We start from the raw sequence: 23569 nt of genomic DNA, 5'->3' as shown, positions 1-23569 counted from the left end.
ATTCCTTACTCTGTTGGCTTAGGCGCGGCGTCTGCAACCACGGCTTCAACTTGTGCGATTGCTTGTTGATCAAGCTGTGTCGGATCAAGCAAGGCGGTAATGTCAGTTGGGTGCAAATACATATTCACTTCAGTGGCCGTGTTCAGCGCTTCCTCGAAATCGATCCCTTGCTCCGCCGAGAAACGGATGATCTGTTTCACCAGTGCTTCTGCTTCGGTGCGCGGCATATGCTCGGCCAACGCGAAGGCGACGCGCTGCGACATGGCATAGCCTGATGTGCGGTCAATATTACGGCGCATCGCTTCGGCATCGACTTCCAAGCTACCAATCAGGCGAGTCAGTGAACGTGCTGCTGTGGCTGACTGGACGGAAATGTCTTCGACAATCGGTGAAAGTCGCGAGGTGTTGTCACGCTCGTAGAAATTCACCTGATCATCGCCAAGCACTTCCGCGAGACGGGGGATAGTTCGCCCCGCATGGATTAGCCGCTCGGGCACAATCGGGTTGCGCTTATGCGGCATTGAGCTGCTGCCGACGACGTCTTCGGGCAGGCTCTCGCGCACTTCGCCAATATCGGTCGATTGGAGCAGGAAAATCTCCTGCCCGATCCGTGCGTGGGTCTTGGCAATCAGGCTTAGCACCATTCCGTATTCGGCGATCACATCGCGGGTGCCGTGCCAATCGGCAGTATAAGGTTTGGCAAAGCCCAACTCGCGCGCAAAGCTCTTTTCGATGGCTATGGCCTTCGGACCGAGGCCTGAATAATCGCCGACCGCTCCTTTCAAGATTGCAGAGCGCATGACCCGTTCCCGCAAGTCGCTCAGCCTGTCACGGTGACGGTCATATTCTCCGATCCACACGCTGACCTTTTTGCCGAAAGTAATCGGCTGCGCATGTTGGCCCAGAGTGCGTCCGATCATCACGGTTGATTTATGCGCAAGTGCCAGTTCGGACATTGCGTCAATCGCTCCAGCCAAGCATGCGTCGATATTCTCGATGCTCGCATTGATCTGCATGATCGTGGCGGTGTCGTATATATCGACCGTGGTAGCGCCGTAATGGACATATTGCGAAGCTTCGGCCGACAGGCTTCGCCGCCAAACATTCAGCAGCGCAACCATCCGGTGACGGACCGTGCTGTACTCTTCCGAAAAATCCGCTTCGGTGACCAGCTCCGCGCGTGCTTGGCGAGTGATCTCTTCAGCCGCGCTTTTCGGTATGTGGCCATGTTCTGCTTGCGCGCGGGCCATGGCTGCCTCGATATCGAGCACAGTCTGGGTACGCGCTTCATAAGCAAAAAGATCAGCAACTTCGCGGCTTGAACAGGTTGATGCGATTGCGGGGCCAGACAGAAGCAGCGCAAGCGCGCCGACGCAGAGGCGAATTACATTAGCGACGTTTATGATGCGTTTGCCTCCCCCGTTTGCAATTTATCTGCAAATCTCTGCCGCCCTTGTGCCAAACAGTTCTGCGATTGACCAGCGCGGCATGTGCGGGTCTTTGCATACATTACCGAGCGCGCGCCATGGCCGCACTTCAGACTTCCCCCCAAATAAAGTTGGCAATCATGGCTGCTAACACTTGCATTAGCCGTGCCGCCAAGTCAGCAATGTAAAAAATTTCGACAGTACAACTGCCGAGTGGGGAAATGAATGAAGGCTTCGGGCAAATTTGATGTCATCGTTGTAGGTGGCGGCCCGTCGGGTGCGGCAATGGCGTGGGCGCTTGCGAAGCGCGGCATCGATGTTGCGGTGATCGAACGGAGCGTTTTCCCGCGTGAAAAGGTCTGCGGTGATTTTGTCGAGCCTGCGGGCTTGCGTATCATTGACCGGATGGGGTGTGCTGATGCTCTGGGACTGTCCAGCCGGCCTGCGATCGACAGGGTGCGGGCCTATTATGGCCCCCATATCGCCTATCAGAATGCCGTGGCCTATTACGAAGGCGAAGCTGGGATGCCGCCGCATGGCCACATCATTCCGCGCGATCAACTCGATCATGCTCTGCTGGAGAATGCAGCCAAGACCGGCGCGACAGTCTTTTTCGGCACTTCGGCGAAATCTGTCCGGCGCGAAGACGGATTGGTTTACGTTGAAACGAAAACCACGAATGGCACAGGCGAGCTGGTTGCGCCGGTGGTTGTGGGTGCAGACGGCGTGCAATCAGTCGTCGGTAACGCCTTTGGTCTGCGCCGCGACGACAAGCGCCATATCGGTGTCTCGCAGCGGGTCTATCTTGAAGGGGTCGAGATGGATGAGGAGGAAGCCTGCATCTGGTTCGACGAGGATCATTATCCCGGTTACGGCTGGGTGTTCCCGACTGGCGGGGGCCGTGCCAATGCCGGAATGGGAATGCTTAGCGAGACGTGCGAGCGGTTCGATATTTCGGTCCAGCAATGTTTCCGCGAAAGCATGGACCGGCTGAAATATCGTCACCCCGGATGCGCCAATGCCACCATGATGACCAAGCCGCTTGGCGGGGCGGTGCATATGTATGGCGGAATCGTCCGCAATCACTTTGCTGGCGGATTGCTGGTGGGAGACGCAGGCGCTTTCGTCGATCCGATGACCGCAGAGGGGATTACGCAGGGCATGGAATCCTCGATCATCGGATCGCGGACGATTGCGCAATGCCTTGAGAAAGGGCGTTTCGGAGAGGCGGATTTTGCGCGTTACGAGCATGATTTCCGGTCCTATTTCGATCACGGCATGCTCTATCTCAGCTTCTACGCCACAATGATGCGCAACCGGCATTTCGGCGATTTCTTCCTGAGCATGACCAAGCAGGGGTTCGAACGCGCCCAGACCGATTGCGAGTTTGCGCGCGTTTCGGGCACGGGTTTCGGCGGATGCAACGTCCAACCTGCTGCAATGGCGGCACAGATTTGGGCAGGTATTGCAAAGCATATCGCACAGGGCGGCGCAGGCGCGATGCAAGATTTGGTTGCCGGGCGCGGAATGCCGCTCGATGGGTTCGTCTGTGACTGGAATCTGTGGCAGAAAGCATGGAGCGCATCTGTGCAAGACGACCGCGAATGGCACATGTCATGGCTGGCCGATATTGTCCGCGCGGCCAGCAAGCTGGGACCATCCTTCACCCAGCGCGAGAATCCCCGCCTCAAGGGACCTTTTGAAACGGAGACTGGCTTGTGAAAACGCCGACCAAGACAAAAGCCAAACGCAAAGCGCCTGTGAAATCCAAAGCGAAGGTCGCACCGAAAGCGCGCGCGAAGAAGGCTCCCAGCAGGGCGAAGTCGAATCAGTCAGTTGGCAGGACCGTCGCCATTGTCGGGGGCGGTATCTCGGGGCTCGCGGCAGCCGTAAAACTGCAGAAAGCCGGTTTCGATGTCACAGTTTTCGAAGCGAAAGAGCGGCTTGGCGGGAATCTGTCATCCACCAATATCCGCGGCATCGAGCATGATGTGTACCCGCATATGTTTCCGTCCTGGTATGTGAATTTTTGGGACTTATACGAAAACGAGCTTGGCTTCAGTCGCTCGGGCAATTTCGATCCGCGCCCTGGTGTAAAAATGCTGGCGCGAGGCGCAAGCGATTACATTGACCTGCTCAACCCGACTTCGCTTGATGCCATTGTTGCGAATTTGAAGTCAGGGCTGTTGTCGCCGGCAGAGATGCTGCTGACCGGCTACACTTCGCTCGACATCGCCAGTGCACCGATGGGGCGGACTGGCGCAGGACAGCTCGACAAGCTGGACGTGAACGGGTTCCTCCATTCGGGCGGCTACGCGACAGAGGATGTCGCCGAGATGGTCAATTACATGCTGCAAGTAATCTGGTCGATCCAGAGCGAGCGAACCGCAGCTGTGACCTATCAGGATTTCGTCCGCCATACGCTGACTTTCCCCGACAATGCGCCGTTTGCGCATATGTTGAAGGGCAGCTTGAACGACAAGATCATCGCTCCGATTGAAGAACTGCTCGTGAAAGGCGGCGCGACCATTCATCGGGAAACGCCGGTTTCGTCTGTACGGATGGTCGATGGCAAACCCGCATTGCGGTGGTCCAAAGCCGGAGCGAAAGGTGCCGCAAAGAGCGGGCAATTCGACTCTGTCATTCTCGCTGCTCCGGGCAAAGTCTTGAATGATCTCGTCTCGAGTGAAGCCAGGAACCTTCCCGGTCAACGGCTGCTCGATCGCGAACCTTCGCTCGCACAATTGCGCCGTTTGAAAGCAATCGCGATCCCGGTGATTGATCTCTATCTGAAAATCGATCTGCCAGAATTTCCGCCGCAGAATATTGGGCTAGCGGGCGCACAATATGGCCTGTCGGTGCTCGATATTTCGAAGCTGTGGCCTGCCGAGCAGTTCGACGGAAAAGCGGCGCTCGTTCTGGCGGCATCGGATGGCGAAGCTCTACCGGGAACGGAAACGCCCGAATGGGGCTGGGCGATGCTGCAGGAGCTGTCCAAATATTATCCCGACATCGATATTGGTACCAAGTGGGGAGATCCGAATTGCGATGTCGATTGGGCCAATACCTACGCCCGATCAAACGAAGATTACACGCTCTTCCTAAACGATGTCGGCAGCTGGGGGTGGCGTCCGCAGACCGCCTATCCGGAGACCTTGCCGGGCATCTTTTTCGCTGGCGATCTGTGCCGCAGCAATGTCGATATGGCGACTATCGAAGGCGCGGTTGAGAGCGGTGTTCTGGCGGCGAAAGCCGTACAGGATTTTGCGGCCAAACGGACGGGGAGGGCACCGGGTATGCCCATCGATTTGGTCAAGCATACAACCTATGGCGACCCGGCATTGCGTGCGGCCAAGCAGGCGTTAATGCCGTTTGCCTATGCGGCGAAATTCTGGGTGGTTGCCAAGCAAGCGAAAGAACGCGGCTTCAAGAACATCGACGATTTCATGCGAACCGAAGAGATTGCGCTGCTACCGATGGTCTATGTCGTCGATTGGTGGACCTCCGCCTATTGGTTTTGGCGAGCGGTGCTGGATCCGAATGATGATGGCAATTCGACTGCAGCCTCCAATCATGATGATGACAATTTCATCGGCCTTGGCGCAGCGGTGCTGATGGTTCTGGGCGAGTTCGCGAGTTACGCGACCGAGAAATGCTCCGACGGTTCGTTACGCAGACGCAATAGTGCCGATGCCACTGACCACTCGCCAATTGGCAGCAAACGCCGTTGGCATCCGAAACGCTAATGTATCGATTAATCAGAGGGGTGCTGAGTTGAACAATTCAGGCTTGGATACAGTCACTGCGGGCATCGTGTCGGACCTTGGCTTCGTCGAGGAGATGGACCGTGTCCGCACATGGCTCAACAGTTGGATCGACAGCGTCGAGCCTGATCTGAAGCCTTTGCTCGAATGGCAATTTGTCGAAGGATCCAAATATTTCCGACCACTGACGATCTTCGGTTGCTACCGTGCCACAAACGGCGTTGAGGCGGAAATTCCGGACAGGATGATCCGTTCTGCTGCTGTGCTCGAAATGATGCACAATATGACATTGATTGTGGATGATATTCTCGACCATTCGGACGAGCGGCGCGGAATACCTTCGCTGCATGCAAAGTTCGGCCAATTGCCGGCATTGATGGCGTCCGGTTTCATCGTAGCCGAGGGCTTCGATATGTCGGCGGAAGACCCGCATGACATCCGGCTGTTTGCCGATCTGGTCAAGCGTCTGGGCGTGGCCGAATGCGCGCAATGGCGTCTGCGCCGTCAGCCGCTGGGGGTGGCCGACTGGGAAGAGATTGCGGGGGAAGATACCGGATCGATGTTCGAAACATGTGCGTGCCTTGCGACGCGCGATGACAGCCTTCGCAAATTCGGGCGGCTGATCGGCATGGTTTATCACGGCTGCGACGATGTCGGCGATGTGAAGGGGCTGGAGGGACTTGGCGGCGGCGGTGAAGAAGATCTGCGCGACGGCATCCTGACGCTACCTGCTTCGCTGGCAATTCAGGACAGGGCGATTTGCGATATGTTCTGCAAGGAAAATCCTTCTCCTGCTGAACTGGAGCAGATCAAACACGCGATGATCAAGCAATTGCCCGCTGCCGACGCCCATCTGGACAAACTGGCTGTCGACGCGAAATGGCAGGCGCAGACCAAAACCAAAGATCCCAAAGTGCTCGAAGAACTGGTGGACTACACGCGGGAGCTTTCCCGGCGCTAACTGCCAGCTTGCTCTAAAGGCGTGCTGCTTTAGAGTGAGGCTGCAACGCGTTTGAAGGGCTCGCATCATGGAATCGATTGGCGCCAATCTCGAAGAAATGAAACGCCAGCCACTGGCTGATGATCATGTCGCCGCGTTACGCGAAATCGCTGCAGAAAAGAGTTATACGGCTGGCGAAATGGTGGTCGAGGTTGGCGATGCGATGGATCGCTTTGTCTATGTGTTAGATGGCGAAATCGAGATTGTGAATCCGTATACGGATGAACGCTGGATTGAATCCTCGCTCGGCCCCACTCAATTCATGGGCGAGATCGCTTTCCTCAATGCCGGTACATTCACCATTCCCATGCGCGCGGCCAAAGACACGATCACTCTCGAAGCACCGCGCGAGGATATGCTCCAATTGATGAGCGACATTCCCGAGCTGTCGGATCATGTGATCACCGTATTTTCTGCGCGCCGCCGCCGCCAGTTCGAAGACCATCGCAGTTCTATCAAACTGATTGGTGCGGAACAGGATGCCAAAGTGCAAGAGGTTGCAAGCTTCCTCTCGCGCAATCGCATTCCTTTCCAGTCTTACTCTATGGACGGCGATTGCGAAGAAACCGTAAGGCTATGCGATCTGTCCGAGAAAAAGCCCTCGGTTATCTTCGCCAAAGACCATGTTGTAGAAGCTCCGACACCGCGCAAAGTGGCGCAATTGATCGGTCTCGATCTTGATATCGATGACGACCTTGATGTCGATGTGCTAATCGTTGGCGGCGGGCCAGCGGGCATCGCTGCTGCGGTCTATTGCGGGGCGGAAGGGCTGTGCGCGCTGGTAATCGAGGACGTTGCGATTGGCGGGCAGGCGGGGACGTCAAGCCGGATCGAAAACTATATGGGGTTCCCGACCGGGATTTCCGGAGCTGACCTTACCTATCGCGGGCAGATACAGGCGATGAAATTCGGCACCCGCTTTGCCATGCCGCGCCGGGTCGAGGCGCTTGAGAAGCGCGAAGACGGGTCTTTCTGTGCTACTCTGGATGCCGGCCAGATTATCTGCGCAAAGGCCGTATTGGTTGCAACCGGTGTCCAATATCGCAAACTGCCACTCGAAGGCCGTGAAGATTTCGAAGGTGCGGGCGTGTTCTATGCTGCAACGGACATGGAATCGCGCTTTTGCCATAAAAAGCCCGTTGCGATCATTGGCGGCGGTAATTCGGCGGGGCAGGCGGCGATGTATCTCTCGCGTTCCGCCAAGCATGTACATCTGCTGATCCGCGGTGACAGTCTGGCCGAGTCCATGTCGTCCTATTTGCGCGACAGGCTTGAGGCCGATCCGGCCATCACAATCCACTACAATACGCAGGTTTCGTGCCTGCATGGCGATAATTGGCTTGAGCGTATCGATCTTCAGACACCCAATGGGTCAGAGACAATGGATTGCGGCGGCCTGTTCATCATGGTCGGTGCCGCGCCCAATACCGATTGGCTGTCTGGCCTCGTCGATCTGGACGAAAAGGGGTTCGTGAAGACCGGCGACGCCGCAGGAAACGGATCACCGTACCAGACATCGGCAGAGGGCATATTTGCGGTCGGCGATGTCCGCGCGGGATCAGTAAAACGCGTGGCATCCGGTGTGGGGGAAGGCTCTGTGGTTGTCTCAGCGATCTGGAGCCATGTGAACCGCGAAAACGACGCAGTCTAAGCCACCGATATCATGCGTCGTGGTTGGCGCGTTCTTGGTCGATGAGTTCCATATTCTTCCGCAAATAGGCATCTGCTTCAGCCATCGTGAATACACCATTTTTGGGGATGTTCTGTGCTTGATGGTTGCGCTTCAGTCCGCGATCGCGCAGCGTTTTCTCTATCGCATGAACAGCACCGCCGAGCTTGCCCCGGTCGGCCAAGACCTGCTTTGACTTGTGTTCGCTCAGCGGTTTTTCCGCTTCGGTGACGGCGCTCGGCATTGCCGCGCCCTGAATATTCTGCGGGCAGTCGGTACGGCATGTATCGGTCAGTTGCGGCGTCAGATTGTTGGCTGCTTTGTCACGATCGGTCAGCGTTTTCATCCCGAACAGCTCGGTGAGCGTCGCAGCCACTGAGCTGTGATCGTATATTGTGTTGTCGACAGCGCCCTTTGCTGCCCATGGCGAGACAATGATCGCAGGGACGCGGACACCGCTGAGCGTGAAGTCGAAGCCGTTACCGCCATAAGGCGGATTGGCCGGATCATAATCGCCAGGTGCTGGCATCGGCACTGGCGGCTGGCTGTCGTAGAAACCGCCATGTTCGTCATAGGTGATCAGCAACAGGCTTTTCTCCCAGACGGGCGAATTGCGGATGGCATTATACACTTCGGCCACCAACGCATCCCCGCCGGCCAGGCTGTCCATCGGATGCTGCGATGTCCCGCCTTCGTAGCTGTTATCGAGGATATTGCCGTAAGCCGGTTCGATGAAAGTGTATTTCTTGTCGTACCCTTTCCTAAGATCATGCTCGAGGTGTTTGAGATTGTGCACATCGAACAGCGATAGCCCTTTCAAAGCGCCCACATTGGGAATCTGGCCAGAAATCGGGCCGCGGCGGTCTTGATAGATGCGCCAGTTGCCATGCCCCATCGCATCGAACACCGAACCATTGGAATATTGGATCCCGCCGAAGGGGTCTTCCCACTCCAACAGTTCTTTCGGTGTCGGCGAAAAGTCGAAACCCATCGATGACGCGCCGTGCAGAAAGAACCGGTTGGGCCATGTCGGGCCGGGTAGTGACGAATACCAATGGTCGCACAATGTGAAGGACTTCGCGAGCTCTATAGTCGCGGGGATCTGGCTGGGTACCGCACCGGCCATCACCCAATTGATCTGTTCTTTGGTGAGCGGATTTTCCCGTGTGCTCGTGGTCGCATAGCTTGCTGCGAAGCCGCCATTGTTCCGCTCGGGATAAGGCTGCTTGTAGATGAATTTGCCAGTCGTGGTCAGTTGTTCAACAACAGCATCGAAGCCGTGGAGCGGGTCGGTCGGCATTTGTTCGGGAGCATTGCCGGTGAAGTAATATGTGTCGCCGTTCAGCTCGTTGCTGAACTCGGGATCGTTGGGTTTGGCTGCGGTAATGCCGGGAATTCCGGACAATGCGAATAGATGGTCGAATGATCGATTTTCGAGCATCAATACAAAGACGTGCTCAATCGGACTGTTGGAATCTGCCATTATATTCGCTCCTTGATGTGTGGGTAAGATATTTGGTTGACGGCAATAATATTGGACCGAAACGACAATTGATCGATGACGAACTTGACCGCGAACCTTCGCCTTTGTCGTAAGCATACAATATCGAGATGATCGAATTACTTAGACAATGGCGCGACGCATAAGAATGCGCGCTTTCAGGTCGCTTCGTAAGACATCCGTTTTTCAACAGGAGACGAAGTAGTGACCGATATCAAGACAGCGCCGCTCCCCGGCTGGGTTGGCGGATTTGCCCAATCCAATCCGGCTTTCGCCTATCCCGATCCTGATTTGTCGTCGCTGCCACTGCTCGACAATATGGCCAATATCGAGAAGCTTGAGCGTTCGCAGCACGTGAAATGGCCGCAATTCAGCTGGGAAACCGTGCCCGGCGATCCGGCGTCGCGGTGCTATCAGATGTTTGCGCCGCAGATTTCGCGCATCGGCTACACCAGAGAGGGCCGCGTCTATTCGATTATCTGTCCGCAGCAAGGCATTGTCTCGCCACTTTTCGGAGCGCTCAATGTTGAGGTCACTGTCACAAGCCAGCGCGGCTGGGTCGATGAAGACGCGCGCGGCCCCGCGGTCACGGAAGACTCGCATTCAATGGCCGCCGATATGACGGTCGAGGGGAAAATTTGGTTCAGCCCGAGCGGGCTCGACAGTCTCGCCTATGCGTTGCTCGCGAAGTTCTTCGAGAGCAGAAACCTGCCGTTCCCTGACAAGAAAGCGAATGCGATCCGTGTCAAAACGTCCAAGCGGGGCGACCCCGAGCAACCCGTCTTCCATCTCAGTGGCGGCCTGACAACATGGTTCAAAATCCCGGAGTTCGCGCGGCATGATGATGAAGCGTGGGACGTCGGGAACATCGATGTACAGATCAACGAGCACTTCAAATCCGGTTGCGCAATGGTTGATGATTTCAATCAGCTCGTGCTCGACATCTTCAATCTTGGCTCCGGCAATCTGCTGGCGCCAGGCAACATGCTATCTTGGAATGTCTGGTTCACCGCACCCGAAGCGGTCGATGGCTGTGAGTGGTACACGCATGCGGAAACATGGCGGCGCTCGATAGATGCAGATCATGGCTCTCCCGATGGCGAGGGAACATCGCCGCAATATTATGACGGACGGCCGTTCCATGCAGGCAAGGATGTCGAGGCGAAAGAACGCGCATTACTCGAGGCATATTTCGAGAAGCATATCGGCGATTTCGAGGATTCGCTTGAGAGCGACTGGGAGCATTTCAAGGACGAGATCGAAGATGCGTTTGAGTCTGCAGAGGATGCCGTCAAAAAGGGCTGGAAAGACCTGAAGCGCTTTATCTCGGGCTTGTCGAAGTAATTCGAAAGGGCGCGGAACCCGCCGGTACCCGCGCCCTTCGATATTTGGTCAGGCTTTCGGCTTGGGTCCAAAACCAAGGACTAAACTCAAGGACCATATCCAAGGGTTAAACGAAGTCTTCGACCCGCTCGATAATGATTGCCGGGGCCATTCCGCCCGCTGCGCACATCGTCACCAGGCCATAGCGGCCGCCGGTGCGCTCCAATTCGTCTAGGATCGTTCCGATCAAGATGGAGCCTGTTGCACCGATTGGGTGGCCCAGCGCAATCGAACCGCCATTGACGTTCACATTGTCCCAGCTGAGACCAAGATCGGTGACGAATTTATGCGCGACGACCGCAAATGCTTCGTTGATTTCCCACAGATCGATATCGTCCTTGGTCAGACCGGCCTTGGCCAGAACTTTCTTTGCCGCCGGGACCGGTGCATTGAGCATCAGGGTCGGATCATCGCCCATATTGGCGGTGGCGACGATGCGGGCGCGCGGCTTGAGGCCGTTCTTTTTCGCATAGTCTTCCGAGGTAACGAGGACGCCTGCAGCGCCATCGACCACGCCGGAACTGTTGCCTGCATGGTGGAAGTGCCTGATCTCCAGACCAGGATATTTCTGGTTTACCAGCCCGGCGAAAGTCGTGCCTTTCGCATCGAGCGGAATGTTCGCGATCTTGGTGAAGGCGGGCTCCAGCTGTGCCAGACCTTCGCGCGTTGTCTGGGGGCGCGGATATTCGTCTTTATCGAGGATCACATTGCCTTCATCATCGACTACCGGAACAATGCTCTTGTCGAATTTGCCGGCTTTGATCGCGGCATCGGCGCGCTGCTGGCTGCGATAGCCAACCTCGTCCAGATCCTCCCGGCTGTAACCTTCCATGGACGCAATCGCATCGCCGCAAATACCTTGGTGCGATTGCGGATGTACGGTTTGCAGCCGCTCGTTATAGCTGCCCATCATTGGCGGCTTCAGACCCGCAGCCATCTTCTCTTTGGTCATTTCGGCGGTCAGGCTCATCATCTCGGTGCCGCCCGCGACAACGCAGTCTTCCATACCGGACATAATTTGCGCCGCTGCGAAATTCACGGTGGTGATACCGCCGCCGCAGAACCGGTCGAGCGTGGTGCCGCTGGAGGTAATGTCATAGCCCGCATCGAGCGCCGCCATCCGGCCCAGATCGCCCGCTTGCTTGCCGTCCTGCGTTGAGGTCGACCAGATTACATCGTCGACCGTGCTGGTGTCGAGATTATTGCGATCCTTCAGCGCTTTCAAAACCGTCGCGGCCAGATGCTGCGGGTGCTCGTTTGCGAGCGAGCCTTTGCCGACTTTTCCGATTCCGCGCGGGGTGCGCACTGCGTCGATGATATAGGCTTCGGCCATGATGTCGGGTTCCTTTGATGCGTGTAAAAGTGTGGTGACAAGTTAGTTCACCTAGTTATATATGTTGGTCAAGCGATGGCGGCAAGAGGTTCGCCCCATATCCTATTGCGGAGAGAGACAAATGACCGACGAAGTGCTGACCCAAGAAGAAGACGGAATTCTGATCATCACGATCAACCGTCCCGAGGCAAAAAACGCGATGACCAAAGCGGCGTCCGAAGCGATTGCGGCGGCGCTGGACCATCTGGATGCGTCGGACGATCTGCGGGTTGGGATTCTGACAGGGGCCGGCGGGACATTCTGCTCGGGCATGGATTTGAAGGGCTTCCTTAAAGGCGAAAGTCCTTCGGTTCCCGGCCGCGGATTTGGCGGTCTGACAGAGAAAGGCCCGGCGAAGCCATTGATCGCTGCAGTTGAAGGCTACGCGCTGGCAGGCGGTATGGAATTGATGATCGCCTGCGATCTGATCGTTGCAAAAGACACTGCGAAATTCGGCATTCCCGAAGCGAAGCGCGGCCTGGCTGCTGCCGCTGGCGGCCTGATGAAACTGCCCGATCTTATCTCGCCGAAAGTCGCGATGGAACTCGCACTGACCGGTGACTTTATCGATACCGCGCGTGCCTATGAGCTTGGTTTGGTGAACCGTGTGACCGATGGTGATGCGTTGACAGCGGCCAAGGAATTGGCGGCGTCTATCACCGCAAACGGTCCGCTGGCGGTGAAGGTCTCCAAGCAGATCATCGTCGAATCGCGCGGCTGGGCATTGGATGAGCGCTACGCCAAGCAGGCTGAACTGCTCCCCCAAGTGTTTATGTCCGAAGATGCACGCGAAGGATCGCTGGCCTTTGCCGAAAAGCGTGCGCCGAACTGGAAGGGCAAGTAGGCGTCTATGTCCGGTCCGCTTGAGGGAATTCGTATCGTGGAATTTGCCGGAATCGGACCTGGCCCGTTCTGCGGTATGATGCTGGCCGATCACGGCGCCGAAGTAATCCGTATCGACCGCGCTTCGGGCAGTCGTGGCGGCTCCACTCCGCTCAGCACCAAGGATGTGCTGGCGCGTGGTCGCAAGAGTATCGCGATCAATCTCAAGTCGGATGAAGGCGTTGCCTTGGCGCGCAAACTCTGCGCGAGTGCGGATGGTATCATCGAAGGTTTCCGTCCTGGTGTTATGGAGCGGCTGGGCCTGGGGCCGGAGGAACTGCTCAAGGACAATCCCAAGCTGGTCTATGGCCGGATGACGGGCTGGGGGCAGAGTGGTCCATATTCGCAAGCGGCTGGCCACGACATCAACTATATTGCTCTGGCTGGCGCGCTGGCCCATTTCGGGCGCAAGGGTGAGAAGCCGACCCCGCCGATCAATATGGTTGGCGACTTTGGCGGCGGCGGAATGATGCTGGCATTTGGCATGTCGTCTGCTCTGCTTAATGTTGCACGCGGCGGTGCAGGGCAGGTCATCGACTGCGCTATGACTGACGGTACTGCCGCGCTGATGGGCATGATTACCGGCATGAAAAATATGGGCGTCTGGTCGGAAGAGCAGGGCGCCAATATGCTCGATACCGGCGCGCATTTTTACGACACATATGAGACTGCGGACGGGAAATTTGTATCCATTGGCAGCATTGAACCGCAATTCTACGCCGAACTGCGCCGCCTTGCCGGATTGGAGGAGGATGCAACGTTCGATGCCCAGCATGACCGCGCCGCTTGGCCCGAATTGAAGGCCAAATTGGAAGCCCTGTTCAAAACCAAAACTCGCGCCGAATGGAACGCGATTATGGAGCATACCGACGTATGCTACGCCCCCGTTCTGACAATGACCGAGGCGGCGCAGCATCCGCACAATGTCGCGCGCGAGACCTTCGTCGAAGTGGCCGGAGATATGCAACCCGCACCCGCACCACGTTACAGCGGAACGGCGACGGGCAAACCCGCACCAGCCCCGCTGCCCGGTGACGACACCGATGCGATTTTGGAGTCGCTCGGGATGGACGCTGATGAAACCAAGGCACTGCGTGACGCCGGGACTGTGACTTAAAACAGCCCCTCTTCTTCAGAGCAGGGGGCTTTTCCGACTTTCCGCTCTCAAAGGCGACAGATGGGCGACAAAGGCGACACCGTGTCGCCTTTTGGAATCACGCTCAACCCTCTGTTTTATCGTTTGAATCGTTCCCTTCCGGCGAGTGGTTGTCACCGGAGGAGGCCCCGCCCCCATCAGCATCATCTGCCACGCCATAGCGCGCATCCAGCTCTTGCTCAGGGCTTTCGCGCCATTGTTCCGGCCCGTTTGCGACCCGCTCGATCAATCCGGCCAGATCGTCGCTTTCAAACGCGCTGGCAGGATCGAAATCGTCGGGCGCTTGGTGCTGCGCCAGTGTTCCGGCCGAAAGCAGTGCCAGCGTCAGCCGCTCGTCATAGCGGCGCGATGTTCCGACCAGCTCGCCATTGTAATAATGCGGCACCTCGACCCCGTGCAGCGCGCGGTCCAGCGCCGCCTCGGCCAGCGCATCGAAGCGCGTGACAAACGCTGCTTGCCAAGCCTTGTCGAACGGCGTTCCCTGCAACCGCATGCGCAATTTATAGGCTGATTGGCGGCCCATCCCGACCGCCCGCGCCGCCGCCGAGACATTATGCGTCGCCGCCAGCTCACGCAGAAACGCAGCCTGCCGGGCCGGCGTCCACCCATCATGCCGCTGCGCGTCGGGGAGGGTTTCGCTGGAGGTTTGGTCACAGGTTTCAGAGGCGACCGGCGCGGACGAAGCATAGGCGCGGTCAAACGAACGGGGATCAGGATGTGTGCTCATCCAAGAGCTTAAGGCAGATTTTTGAAGAGTAGGAAAATGGTTTTTGGCTTCGAGATTAACCCGGTGCTGAATTCCCGAACTATTCCAAATTACCTAATTTCGAAATTGGTATTGGCCAGTTAAAAAAAGTCATTATGTCTTCGTATGGTGAATTCGAAATCTATTGGCAATAAGGCGAACTGGATAATTGAAAAAAAGCGAACATCGTGACCATTTTCTCAGGCCATTCAAAGTTGTTTTAGACAATGTTTTTGGCAAAGCACCGCTGCACGTATGTATAGAGTCTGCGCATCCGCTAACTCTTGGTCGTCCCTCTCATCCTCTGATGCGGATTATCGAAAAAGAATGCTTCTATGAGAAAGGTCGTTCTTCTCCAGACAATATTGAGACTCATTTTGTTTCTGATCGGCTATCAATACCGAAACTAGATGGGCACATCCTTGCAATTGGTGGCCCGCGATCCAACGTGATCTCGCGCATAGCCATGGAGTACGAAGCTACACTAGGCGCCAAGTCGCAACATTATGCTAGGCACACAACGCATACGTTCAAGATGGACTACGCGCATATTGACCGCGAAGATTATGGCGGGCGTCTGCACGCTGATATGGACAGCTTAGATAAAGATGCTCGCGAGATCATCTATCATTACTTTGGTTTGCTTCGGAAAAGACCGTATGAGCCCGACGAAAAAACGCTTGGCGAACCCGTAAACCTCTTTAGCAAAAACAGGCATCTGCGCTGGAAAGACAACCGAACATTTCCGTCCCTGTCAGCACGAATAGCAAAGAGTGATCCAAACGAAACCAGAGAAGTTGCAGCGCAGCGCGATTTCACCATATACGATCATTTTATCGAAACAATTTTGCCAAACGTTCTGAGCGAGAATTGGTCAAGGCAAGCGTTAATTACTTACCACGGGTTAAGAGTTCTCGGAACATATACCGCACTATTGCTACTCGCGAACAAAGAGTTTCTCGCAGGTGTCGAAAAGCGTCTGAAGTATATCAAACAGTTTTTTTTGGAGGAAGGCGAGTATCCTTCAGCGGTGCAGACTGGATGGAAGGTAGTAAGAGCACTCGGTCCGCGAGTCGGAGTTAAAGATAATCTTACGACTAAGTTGAAGCAGTACGGCTACAAAGACGTCGAACTTGTGCTTGATGACGGGCCAATAGTTTACCGAGAACATACACATCAAGGCGTTGAAGCATCAATAGAGGTCGAAGCGGTAACACTGGAGGCGATCAAGAATTTCCGCAAGGAAATCCGAGATCGGAATTTTATTGGTCAAGACTCTAGGGACACCCACTCGCTAAAAATCGACGAGATTAATGAACAACAGATCCTTGATGCGATGTCCCTTCAACGAGACCAGCATTTTAGGCGCCACAATATTTATGTGCTGGGCTGCTTCGAGAACAAGAAAACGGTTCACACGCAACAATCGCGCGCGCTAACGCTTGTGCACGCGCTGTATAAGGCGGGTAAGATTAAGCCTAATACCAAGATAGGTATCGTAGGAGGTGGCGTTAGCGGTATGGCTGCAGCCATTGCTGCGGTCGAAACTGGTGCTCGAGTGGTTCTAATGGAAGCCGAACGAAAGCTGGCACCTATTCAAGATCGGTGTTCTCATCGCTCTCTTAACCCATTCTCATACGACTGGCCTCGGACTGGTAGTGATCGCAAAAAGACTAATTTTCCAATAGATGCGCTAAATTGGACTGCGGACCCTACGGCGCAGAAGGTTTTCAGGCAATTATCGAACAATTTCACTGCTTTTGAGAAAAAGGCAAACTTAAAAGGTGATCGACAGTCACTGACATTCTATCCGAACTTTGAAGTGCAAGGGTATTACTTTGACCGTGTGAACCGTAAACACTACCTTTCGAAGCTGCCATTTCCCGACCAAGTTCAAGAATTATGGGAGCAGAAAAATGGCGATGATTGCGACGATCGTGCGGCAGTCGAGGAAAGGTGGCGAAAAAAATATGCCGAGCATGGGAGTGAGATCGTTAGAGCGGCCAAAGTGGCAGGTTCCTTAGATGATGGGCAGCCAGACTTTGCTGACGGTATGGTCGATTGTGACATCGTTATCTTTGCCACCGGTTATGGCGAAGAGGATGCGCATGGTTCTCTCAAGAGAGCCGGGATCAATATCGACGAAGATCTCCTGATCAGCCATTCCTATTGGGAAGATGACAGCGGGAGGTTTTCAGAATGCTCGCGCAATGGAACAACCTTTGTCGTTTCCGGTTCAGGTGATGGCGCATTGGTCGATATTCTCCGACTTGTAATCAAACAGTTCAAAGATGAAAAGTGGCATGCCGAATTCATCAAACGGCTGAATGATCTGACATGTTCGGACATGAGTGGAGCCATCTGGTCCAACCGTCGTGACTTGCTAGTTTTTGGTCACGCCCTTCTCCAATTGTTCGAGTCTGACGAATTCAAGCTGATCGAGGGTGAGGAGGAGCGCATCGAGCAGATTGAGAAGACATTGGCGGGTTTCGATATCGATGCATTTCTCGATGCAATGTCGATCGAATTGAATGATGTTGTTGTTCAAAATGTATCGATTGATCCCCAGCCCTTTTGGGCAGACTCGGCGACAGCGCATCGGCTGCTCGTCTGGTGTCTGTATAAGAAAGGAAAGGTACGATTTATTCGTGGTTCAATCGTCGGCATGGGCGATAAAAAGAAAACAGTTGTAGTAAAACGCAGACTGATGGCGAAAAAACGATGGTTTGATGTCGAGGGCGTTATCGTACGTCACGGTGTAGGTGGTCAAAACGGGAAATTTCTCAATATTCAGGGTCTACTTTACAAATACGATAAAGACCCTGCGCTGATTGCGCGCGACGGACAGCGCCTCGTTTCACTACTGAGACTATCTAACGATTTGCACCCCGAAACCGAAAAGTTTTTCCGCCATACCATTCGGAATTTGCGTTGAAATCTCAGCAAAACCTCACCCAATAAACGCCTTCACCTCGGCCATAAAGTCGTCGAACCGGTCGTGGTGGACCCAGTGCCCGGCGCGGTCGTAGTCGCTGACGCTGACATTATCGCCGAAATGCTTGATCCGGCCATCCTTGACCGGGTTGGAGGCCCAGCTGTCATTGCCGTAGATCATCAGCGTGGGGCAGGTGATCCGCGCCCATAATTTCTCGACCGAGCGGTCTTCGATATTTTCCGGCGGCCAGGCGTGCAGATGCGGGTCGAATTTCCAGCTGAAGGTTCCGTCTTCGTTGCGGATCACCGCGTGGCGAGTCAGATGCTCGGCCTGTTCGCGGCTGAGATAGCTGTTCGCCTCGTGCATCCGGTCGAGCGCGGTTTCGAATGTTTCGTAGCGCTTGGGCAGGCGCGAGCTGGCGTCGCGCTTGGCGTCGAACCAGTTGCGCAGATGGCCGTCATAGGGCGTCTCGGCCAGTTCCTTCATCCGCTTGGGGCTGGGGCCGAGGCCTTCGATGGCGACCAGCTTGCGGACATTGTCGGGATACAATCCAGCATAGCGGATCGCGATATTGCCGCCCATCGAATGCGCGACAATTGTTACCGGGGCCAGTTCCAATTGGTGGATCAGCTGTGTCAGATCATAGACATAGCCGAGCATCGGATAATAGCCGGTATTGTTCCATTCGCTATCGCCGTGCCCGCGCACATCGGGGCAGATCACATGCCAGTCATGGCGCAGCTCCTCTGCTGCCCAATCCCAACTGCGGCAATGGTCGCGCCCGCCATGCAGCAGGATCAGCGGCGGCGCATCCTGATTGCCCCAATCCGCATAATGCAGCCGCGTGCGCTGCGAGATGAAGCTTTGTGAGGTGGGTCCGATCAATTCCATGCGTCTATCCTTTGCGGCGTCTTTGATCGGAAGTTGCGATTCTCGCAAGCGTTGCACTTATCTAACTAAGTGATACAAGAGGCGCATATCGACGATCATTAGAAAGAAACCATTATGCCAGCGATCAATGTTGCCCAGCCAGAGTTCATGGAAGACGAGGAGATTTCGATCTTCGCCGATGCGGTTGGCAAATTTTACGATCAACATGCTCCTGAAAAGCGCGTGCTGGAATGGCGCGCTGCGGGACAGGTGGAACGCGAGTTCTGGAACGAAGCCGGCAGCGCAGGTCTGCTCGGCGTGTCCGTGCCCGAAGAATATGGCGGCCATGGCGGTGATTTCCGTCATGATATGGTGGTGATCGACCAGCAGGCGCATCACGGTGTCGAAGGATTTGCCGCCAGCCTGCACAACACGATCATTCTACCCTATCTGGTGCGCCATGGTACTGAGGAGCAGAAGAAGAAATATCTGCCCAAGCTGGTAACGGGTGATCTGGTCAGCGCGATTGCGATGACCGAGCCGGGTGTCGGCTCCGACCTGCAGAGCATCACCACCACTGCGCTGAAGGACGGCAATGGTTACCGCATCAATGGGGCGAAAACCTATATCTCCAACGGGCAGACGGCGGACTTCATCATTGTCGTTGCCAAGACCGATCCGAATGAGCGCGCCAAGGGTATCTCTTTGATGTTGCTCGAGACCGAGGGGGCCGAAGGGTTCCAGCGCGGTAAGAAACTGGACAAAATTGGCCTGGATGCGTCAGACACATCGGAGCTGTTTTTCGATGATGTGTTCGTCCCGGCAGAAAACGTTCTGGGCGGCGAAGAGGGCAAAGGCTTCTATCAACTGATGGGCGAGCTGCCGCAGGAACGGTTGATCATCGCGATGCAATCGATGACCGGGATCGAGAAAGCTCTCGAAGTGACGCTGGAATTCGTCAAAGAGCGTAAGGCGTTCGGCCAGACGATCTGGGATTTCCAGAACACGCAATTCGTGCTGGCTGATCTGGCTGCGCGCGGCACGGCGGCGCGGGTTTTTGTCAACCACTGCATCGCCCAGCATCTGGAAGGTAAGCTGGATGTCCCGACTGCATGTATGGCGAAGCATATGGTCACCGAACTGCAAGGCGAAGTCGTCGATAAATGCCTGCAATTCCACGGCGGTGCGGGCTACATCAATGATTATCCTATTGCGCGGATGTTCCGCGACAGCCGGATCACCCGGATTTTTGGCGGGTCGAACGAAGTGATGAAAATGGTCATCGCGCGCTCGCTGTAGGTTAGAATCGATGAACGATCTCGGGCAGACTGACATGAAGGAGCGCGCCGCTGATGGCGGGACCTTTCGCGTGCCCAAGACCGCCGAACTGGTAGCCAATTCAATCCGCCGCCGGATTATTCAGGGCGAGCTGTCCGAAGGCGATACGCTGCCGCCGGAAGGGCAATTGATCGAACAATTCGGTATCTCGCGGCCCAGCCTGCGGGAGGCTTTCCGGATACTCGAAACCGAGCGGCTGATCACCGTGAAACGCGGGTCACGGTCAGGCGCGGTTGTCAGCCTGCCCAAGGTCGAAAGCGTGTCGCGCTATGCCAGCTATTATCTGCAGGCGAGCGGGGTAAAAGTCAGCGATATTTACGAGGCACGGCTGGCGCTGGAACCGCATGTGGTGCGCAAGCTGGCAGCGAAGCCGACCGCAGCTGCGGTAGGGCGCTTGCGCGAAGAAGCCGCGCGGCTGGCGGGCTTCTATGAGAGCGATCAGGAGCGCGATTATATGATGGCGTCTGCGCGATTTCACAGTGTGCTGATGGAAGTGGGCGGCAATGCGACTCTGCACTTCCTGACGCGGGTTCTGGAAGACGTGATCGCGCAATATCAGAAGCGCTTCGTTACCACTGCGTCCGAAGAGGCGGACCGCAAGCGGGGGCGTGAAAAGGGCGTCAAATCCATCGGCAAGCTGATCGATCTGATCGAGGCGGGCGATGTCGAAGCGGCCGAGAAGCACTGGCTGCTTCACCTGACCAACACCAACAAAGTGTGGGGCAGCGACAAGACCCTGCGTGAGGTGCTTGCAGGTTAGGAGGGGATCGGTTCCCGACCAACCACGCTGAGGCCGTAGCCTTCGAGGCCTACAACCGTCCGCTCGCTATCGGATAGCAGGACCATTTCCGTCACGCCGCGATCCACCAGAATTTGCGCGCCGATACCGTAATCGCGCAGCTCGCCTTCACCGGGCGGGTGGCGGCCGATTTCGGCCTGAAGCTTCTCGGGCCGGTCGGGCATAATCAGCACGATCATACCGGAGCCTCTTTCGCCGATGGCCGCCATCGATCGCTGAAGCTGGCGCTTTTTCGGGCCGGACTGGCCGAGCACGTCGTCGAATATCGAAATGGCATGCATCCGCACAAGTGTCGGCTGTTCCGGCGAGACATTGCCTTTCTGCAGTACGACATGGGTCGCGCCGGATACTTTGCTGCGATAGGTCATCGCGCGCCAGTCTCCGCCATAGTCGGATTGAAGCTGGCTCTCGCTCACCTGCTCGACCAGATGATCGTTGCGCAGCCGGTACGCGATCAGATCGCGGATCGTGCCCATTTTGAGGTTATGCTTGCGCGCGAAAGACACCAGATCATCAAGCCGCGACATGGTACCATCCTCATTCATGATCTCGCAGATCACGCCCGAAGGATTGAGACCGGCCAGACGCGAAATATCGACTGCTGCCTCAGTGTGCCCTGCACGAACCAGCACCCCGCCATCGCGCGCGACCAGAGGGAACACATGGCCGGGCGCGACAATATCGTCAGGCCCTTTTCCTGCGTCGATAGCGACCGAAACGGTCCGTGCGCGGTCTGCGGCGGAAATGCCGGTAGTCACACCTTCCTTGGCCTCGATCGACACGGTGAAGGCCGTCTGCATTGATTCCTGATTGTTACGCGTCATCGGCTCGAGACCGAGATGCTCGACCCGTTTGCGGTCGAGCGACAGACATATCAGGCCTTTGCCATGCGTGGCCATAAAATTGATCGCCGAGGGCGTCGCCATTTGCGCTGGGATCACCAGATCGCCTTCATTCTCGCGGTCTTCGTCATCGACCAGAATGAACATCCGACCGTTGCGCGCTTCGTCGATGATTTCCTCGATGCTGGCGAGAACAGGGCGGTCGTCATTGGCTTCCAAAAAAGTCGCGAGTTTGCCGAGCGTGTCGGCAGTCGGATTCCAGCTTTCCTCTGTGCAATCGCGCAAGGAATTGGCGTGGAGACCGGCGGCGCGCGCGATACCTGCGCGCGACATCTTGCCCGAGTCCACGACTTCGCGAATTTTCTGCTGGACGGTTTGCGTTGTTTGATCTGTCATGCGTTCTCACTAGCATCGCAATGTGATAACTCAAGAGCTCAATCACATTTAAATGTGAAGCCGGCCGGATTTCCGTTCCGAAACCTGTGTTTTTCGGCGCGAGTTTTCGTTTGCAGGTGCAGGTAATGTGATCTAGTGCCCTGAAGGACGCGGTTCCTCACCTCATAAGGCAATGCCACTCGGATGACCAAGACAGACCAAACTGGCGGTGCTCCAGTGGAGTTAGCGACCCGATTGCGGCAGGCCATGCGGCGCTTGCCCGGACCTGTTTCCATCGTGGCGACGCATGACAAGGAGACTGATAAGCCAGCGGGCATGGCGGCATCTGCGGTCATTCCGGTCGCGATGGACCCCCCATCAATGTTGATTGCGGTCAATCGTGGGTCGCGCTGCCATTCAGCGATTGAAGGGCAGGGCCGATTTTGCATCAATCTGCTGGGTACCGACCAGACCGCTTTGGTTGAGCCTTTTTCCAATTTTGCCAAGCGTGATGAACGTTTCGGCATGGCGGAATGGGAATATGCAGACTCGATTCCGTATCTGCCAGCCGCCATGGCGAATTTGTTCTGCGAAGTCCGGACAACGCTGATCCACGGCACGCATGAATTGTTCGTTGGCAATGTCTATGATGTGCGCAGCCGCGACGATGACGGCCTTGATCCACTCGGCTGGATGGAAGGCAGTTTCGCACGGTTCGGATTGATCGATTAAAGGCGCATTCAGCCGCCCGATTTGTCACTAACCGGTCATATCACAGCGTTAATTCCTTCCGATAGCAGGGTGGAATTGCCGCGATGGACACGATCAATATATTTCTGACATCGGAGCTGGGCGAGAGGCTCGACAGTTTCGAGCATGACTCCGCCCGTTTCGAGTTTTCGCGGTTGGGCGCAGAAGGTCCTGCACGGCTCGTCGACGGACGGGCGTGGGTGTTTGTGGACTGGGTGATGGACGATTTGGCGGGGCTGGAGATGTGCCGCCGGCTGCGGGCGGATTCGCGTATCAGCGAAGCGCATATCACCATGGTGCTGGAGCGTGATGATATTGAGGATCGCCGCCGCTCGCTCAGCGCTGGCGCGGATGATTATATCGTCGGCCCGCTCGACCGGACGATGATCCTTGATCGCGTGTTGGCGCTCATGTCCAAGACCAAACGGCACAGCACATCGCGTTATGAGCTGGGCGATTTGGCGATTGATATGGCCGCGCTGAAAGCGACGTGGCAGGATCAGTCTATCGATCTGCGCCCGAATGAATTTCGTCTGCTGCGTTTCTTTGCCGAGAATCCCGACCAGTTGCTGTCGCGTGCCGATCTGATTGCGGGTTTGGGCAAGCAAGAGCCGCCGATTGACGAGCGGACAGTCGATGTCTGGATCGGCCGCTTGCGCCGCGCGCTCAAAGCTGCAGGTGCGGGCAATCCGCTGCGGACTGTCCGATCAATGGGCTACGTGTTCGATAGTTGACCTGGGCATGTGTGTAGGCTGCGGGAG

General features: G+C 56.1%; 18 protein-coding genes. 12 read left to right on the top strand and 6 right to left on the bottom strand.

The window, feature by feature from the left end:
* Positions 1–5 precede the first annotated feature (5 nt).
* Positions 6–1337 carry a lyase family protein gene (locus tag GRI35_RS13220; protein ID WP_328598453.1) on the bottom strand — a complete coding sequence of 444 codons (1332 nt, stop codon included), beginning with the start codon at positions 1335–1337 and terminating at the stop codon, positions 6–8.
* Between the two features lie 315 nt (positions 1338–1652).
* Between GRI35_RS13220 and GRI35_RS13215 the strand changes: the two genes are divergently transcribed.
* From GRI35_RS13215 to GRI35_RS13200, 4 genes are all read left to right on the top strand, one after another.
* Positions 1653–3149, top strand: coding sequence for an NAD(P)/FAD-dependent oxidoreductase (locus tag GRI35_RS13215; protein ID WP_160614585.1), 1497 nt, complete (start codon positions 1653–1655; stop codon positions 3147–3149).
* Positions 3146–5173 carry an FAD-dependent oxidoreductase gene (locus tag GRI35_RS13210; RefSeq protein WP_160614584.1) on the top strand — a complete coding sequence of 676 codons (2028 nt, stop codon included), beginning with the start codon at positions 3146–3148 and terminating at the stop codon, positions 5171–5173. Before GRI35_RS13215 ends, GRI35_RS13210 begins: the two co-directional genes overlap by 4 nt.
* A 43-nt stretch (positions 5174–5216) precedes the next feature.
* Positions 5217–6152, top strand: a complete 936-nt coding sequence (locus GRI35_RS13205; protein ID WP_160614583.1) for a polyprenyl synthetase family protein — start codon at positions 5217–5219, stop codon at positions 6150–6152.
* Positions 6153–6219: 67 nt separating this feature from the next.
* Positions 6220–7842 carry an FAD-dependent oxidoreductase gene (locus GRI35_RS13200; protein ID WP_160614582.1) on the top strand — a complete coding sequence of 541 codons (1623 nt, stop codon included), beginning with the start codon at positions 6220–6222 and terminating at the stop codon, positions 7840–7842.
* 10 nt (positions 7843–7852) lie between these two features.
* On the opposite strand, the gene GRI35_RS13195 is transcribed toward GRI35_RS13200, so the two are convergent.
* Positions 7853–9343, bottom strand: coding sequence for an alkaline phosphatase family protein (locus GRI35_RS13195; protein ID WP_160614581.1), 1491 nt, complete (start codon positions 9341–9343; stop codon positions 7853–7855).
* 222 nt (positions 9344–9565) lie between these two features.
* On the opposite strand from GRI35_RS13195, the gene GRI35_RS13190 reads away from it, so the two are divergent.
* Positions 9566–10705 carry a hypothetical protein gene (locus GRI35_RS13190; protein ID WP_202390564.1) on the top strand — a complete coding sequence of 380 codons (1140 nt, stop codon included), beginning with the start codon at positions 9566–9568 and terminating at the stop codon, positions 10703–10705.
* Positions 10706–10811: 106 nt separating this feature from the next.
* Here GRI35_RS13190 and GRI35_RS13185 read toward each other — a convergent pair whose 3' ends face one another.
* Entirely contained in the window at positions 10812–12077 is a 1266-nt protein-coding gene (locus GRI35_RS13185) for an acetyl-CoA C-acetyltransferase (RefSeq protein ID WP_160614580.1), read from the bottom strand.
* 121 nt (positions 12078–12198) lie between these two features.
* On the opposite strand from GRI35_RS13185, the gene GRI35_RS13180 reads away from it, so the two are divergent.
* Positions 12199–12960 (top strand): crotonase/enoyl-CoA hydratase family protein, encoded by a 762-nt coding sequence (locus tag GRI35_RS13180; protein ID WP_160614579.1) that lies wholly within the window; start codon positions 12199–12201, stop codon positions 12958–12960.
* A 6-nt stretch (positions 12961–12966) separates the two neighbouring features.
* Positions 12967–14115 (top strand): CaiB/BaiF CoA transferase family protein, encoded by a 1149-nt coding sequence (locus GRI35_RS13175; protein WP_160614578.1) that lies wholly within the window; start codon positions 12967–12969, stop codon positions 14113–14115.
* Positions 14116–14218: 103 nt separating this feature from the next.
* On the opposite strand, the gene GRI35_RS13170 is transcribed toward GRI35_RS13175, so the two are convergent.
* Positions 14219–14881: a hypothetical protein gene (locus tag GRI35_RS13170; RefSeq protein WP_160614577.1), complete on the bottom strand. Its 663-nt coding sequence runs from the start codon at positions 14879–14881 to the stop codon at positions 14219–14221.
* A gap of 187 nt (positions 14882–15068) precedes the next feature.
* Here GRI35_RS13170 and GRI35_RS13165 point away from each other — a divergent pair, with 187 nt between their 5' ends.
* A complete protein-coding gene (locus GRI35_RS13165) occupies positions 15069–17834 on the top strand; it encodes a hypothetical protein (protein ID WP_160614576.1) in 2766 nt (921 codons plus the stop codon).
* 15 nt (positions 17835–17849) lie between these two features.
* On the opposite strand, the gene GRI35_RS13160 is transcribed toward GRI35_RS13165, so the two are convergent.
* The gene (locus tag GRI35_RS13160) at positions 17850–18725 is read right to left on the bottom strand and encodes an alpha/beta fold hydrolase (RefSeq protein ID WP_160614575.1); all 876 of its coding nucleotides are present in this window, start codon (positions 18723–18725) and stop codon (positions 17850–17852) included.
* A gap of 114 nt (positions 18726–18839) precedes the next feature.
* Here GRI35_RS13160 and GRI35_RS13155 point away from each other — a divergent pair, with 114 nt between their 5' ends.
* Together GRI35_RS13155 and GRI35_RS13150 are read left to right on the top strand one after the other, a co-directional pair.
* Complete coding sequence (locus GRI35_RS13155) at positions 18840–20003, top strand: acyl-CoA dehydrogenase family protein (RefSeq protein WP_160614574.1); 1164 nt, start codon at positions 18840–18842, stop codon at positions 20001–20003.
* Between the two features lie 10 nt (positions 20004–20013).
* Positions 20014–20802, top strand: a complete 789-nt coding sequence (locus GRI35_RS13150; RefSeq protein WP_160614573.1) for a FadR/GntR family transcriptional regulator — start codon at positions 20014–20016, stop codon at positions 20800–20802.
* Here the strand turns inward: GRI35_RS13150 and ribB are convergent.
* Positions 20799–22079, bottom strand: a complete 1281-nt coding sequence (ribB, locus tag GRI35_RS13145; protein WP_235900225.1) for a 3,4-dihydroxy-2-butanone-4-phosphate synthase — start codon at positions 22077–22079, stop codon at positions 20799–20801. The two genes, GRI35_RS13150 and ribB, sit on opposite strands and share 4 nt — an antisense overlap.
* A 183-nt stretch (positions 22080–22262) precedes the next feature.
* Between ribB and GRI35_RS13140 the strand changes: the two genes are divergently transcribed.
* Positions 22263–22790, top strand: a complete 528-nt coding sequence (locus tag GRI35_RS13140; protein WP_160614572.1) for a flavin reductase family protein — start codon at positions 22263–22265, stop codon at positions 22788–22790.
* A gap of 83 nt (positions 22791–22873) precedes the next feature.
* Positions 22874–23542, top strand: coding sequence for a response regulator transcription factor (locus GRI35_RS13135; protein ID WP_160614571.1), 669 nt, complete (start codon positions 22874–22876; stop codon positions 23540–23542).
* The last annotated feature ends 27 nt before the right edge of the window (positions 23543–23569 follow it).

Source organism: Pontixanthobacter aestiaquae, from assembly GCF_009827455.1.
Classification (GTDB): Bacteria; Pseudomonadota; Alphaproteobacteria; order Sphingomonadales; family Sphingomonadaceae; genus Pontixanthobacter; species Pontixanthobacter aestiaquae.
The sequence above is the reverse complement of the archived record's forward strand: the minus strand, read 5'-3'. Positions and strand labels throughout refer to the sequence as shown.

Excerpts from the sequence above, each read along its gene's own strand:
- GRI35_RS13215 (WP_160614585.1), top strand. The coding sequence starts at position 1,653 with ATGAAGGCTTCGGGCAAATTTGATGTCATCGTTGTAGGTGGCGGCCCG.
- GRI35_RS13200 (WP_160614582.1), top strand. The coding sequence starts at position 6,220 with ATGGAATCGATTGGCGCCAATCTCGAAGAAATGAAACGCCAGCCACTG.
- GRI35_RS13195 (WP_160614581.1), bottom strand. The coding sequence starts at position 9,343 with ATGGCAGATTCCAACAGTCCGATTGAGCACGTCTTTGTATTGATGCTC.
- GRI35_RS13185 (WP_160614580.1), bottom strand. The coding sequence starts at position 12,077 with ATGGCCGAAGCCTATATCATCGACGCAGTGCGCACCCCGCGCGGAATC.
- GRI35_RS13180 (WP_160614579.1), top strand. The coding sequence starts at position 12,199 with ATGACCGACGAAGTGCTGACCCAAGAAGAAGACGGAATTCTGATCATC.
- GRI35_RS13175 (WP_160614578.1), top strand. The coding sequence starts at position 12,967 with ATGTCCGGTCCGCTTGAGGGAATTCGTATCGTGGAATTTGCCGGAATC.
- GRI35_RS13170 (WP_160614577.1), bottom strand. The coding sequence starts at position 14,881 with ATGAGCACACATCCTGATCCCCGTTCGTTTGACCGCGCCTATGCTTCG.
- GRI35_RS13160 (WP_160614575.1), bottom strand. The coding sequence starts at position 18,725 with ATGGAATTGATCGGACCCACCTCACAAAGCTTCATCTCGCAGCGCACG.
- GRI35_RS13155 (WP_160614574.1), top strand. The coding sequence starts at position 18,840 with ATGCCAGCGATCAATGTTGCCCAGCCAGAGTTCATGGAAGACGAGGAG.
- GRI35_RS13150 (WP_160614573.1), top strand. The coding sequence starts at position 20,014 with ATGAACGATCTCGGGCAGACTGACATGAAGGAGCGCGCCGCTGATGGC.
- ribB (WP_235900225.1), bottom strand. The coding sequence starts at position 22,079 with ATGACAGATCAAACAACGCAAACCGTCCAGCAGAAAATTCGCGAAGTC.
- GRI35_RS13140 (WP_160614572.1), top strand. The coding sequence starts at position 22,263 with ATGACCAAGACAGACCAAACTGGCGGTGCTCCAGTGGAGTTAGCGACC.
- GRI35_RS13135 (WP_160614571.1), top strand. The coding sequence starts at position 22,874 with ATGGACACGATCAATATATTTCTGACATCGGAGCTGGGCGAGAGGCTC.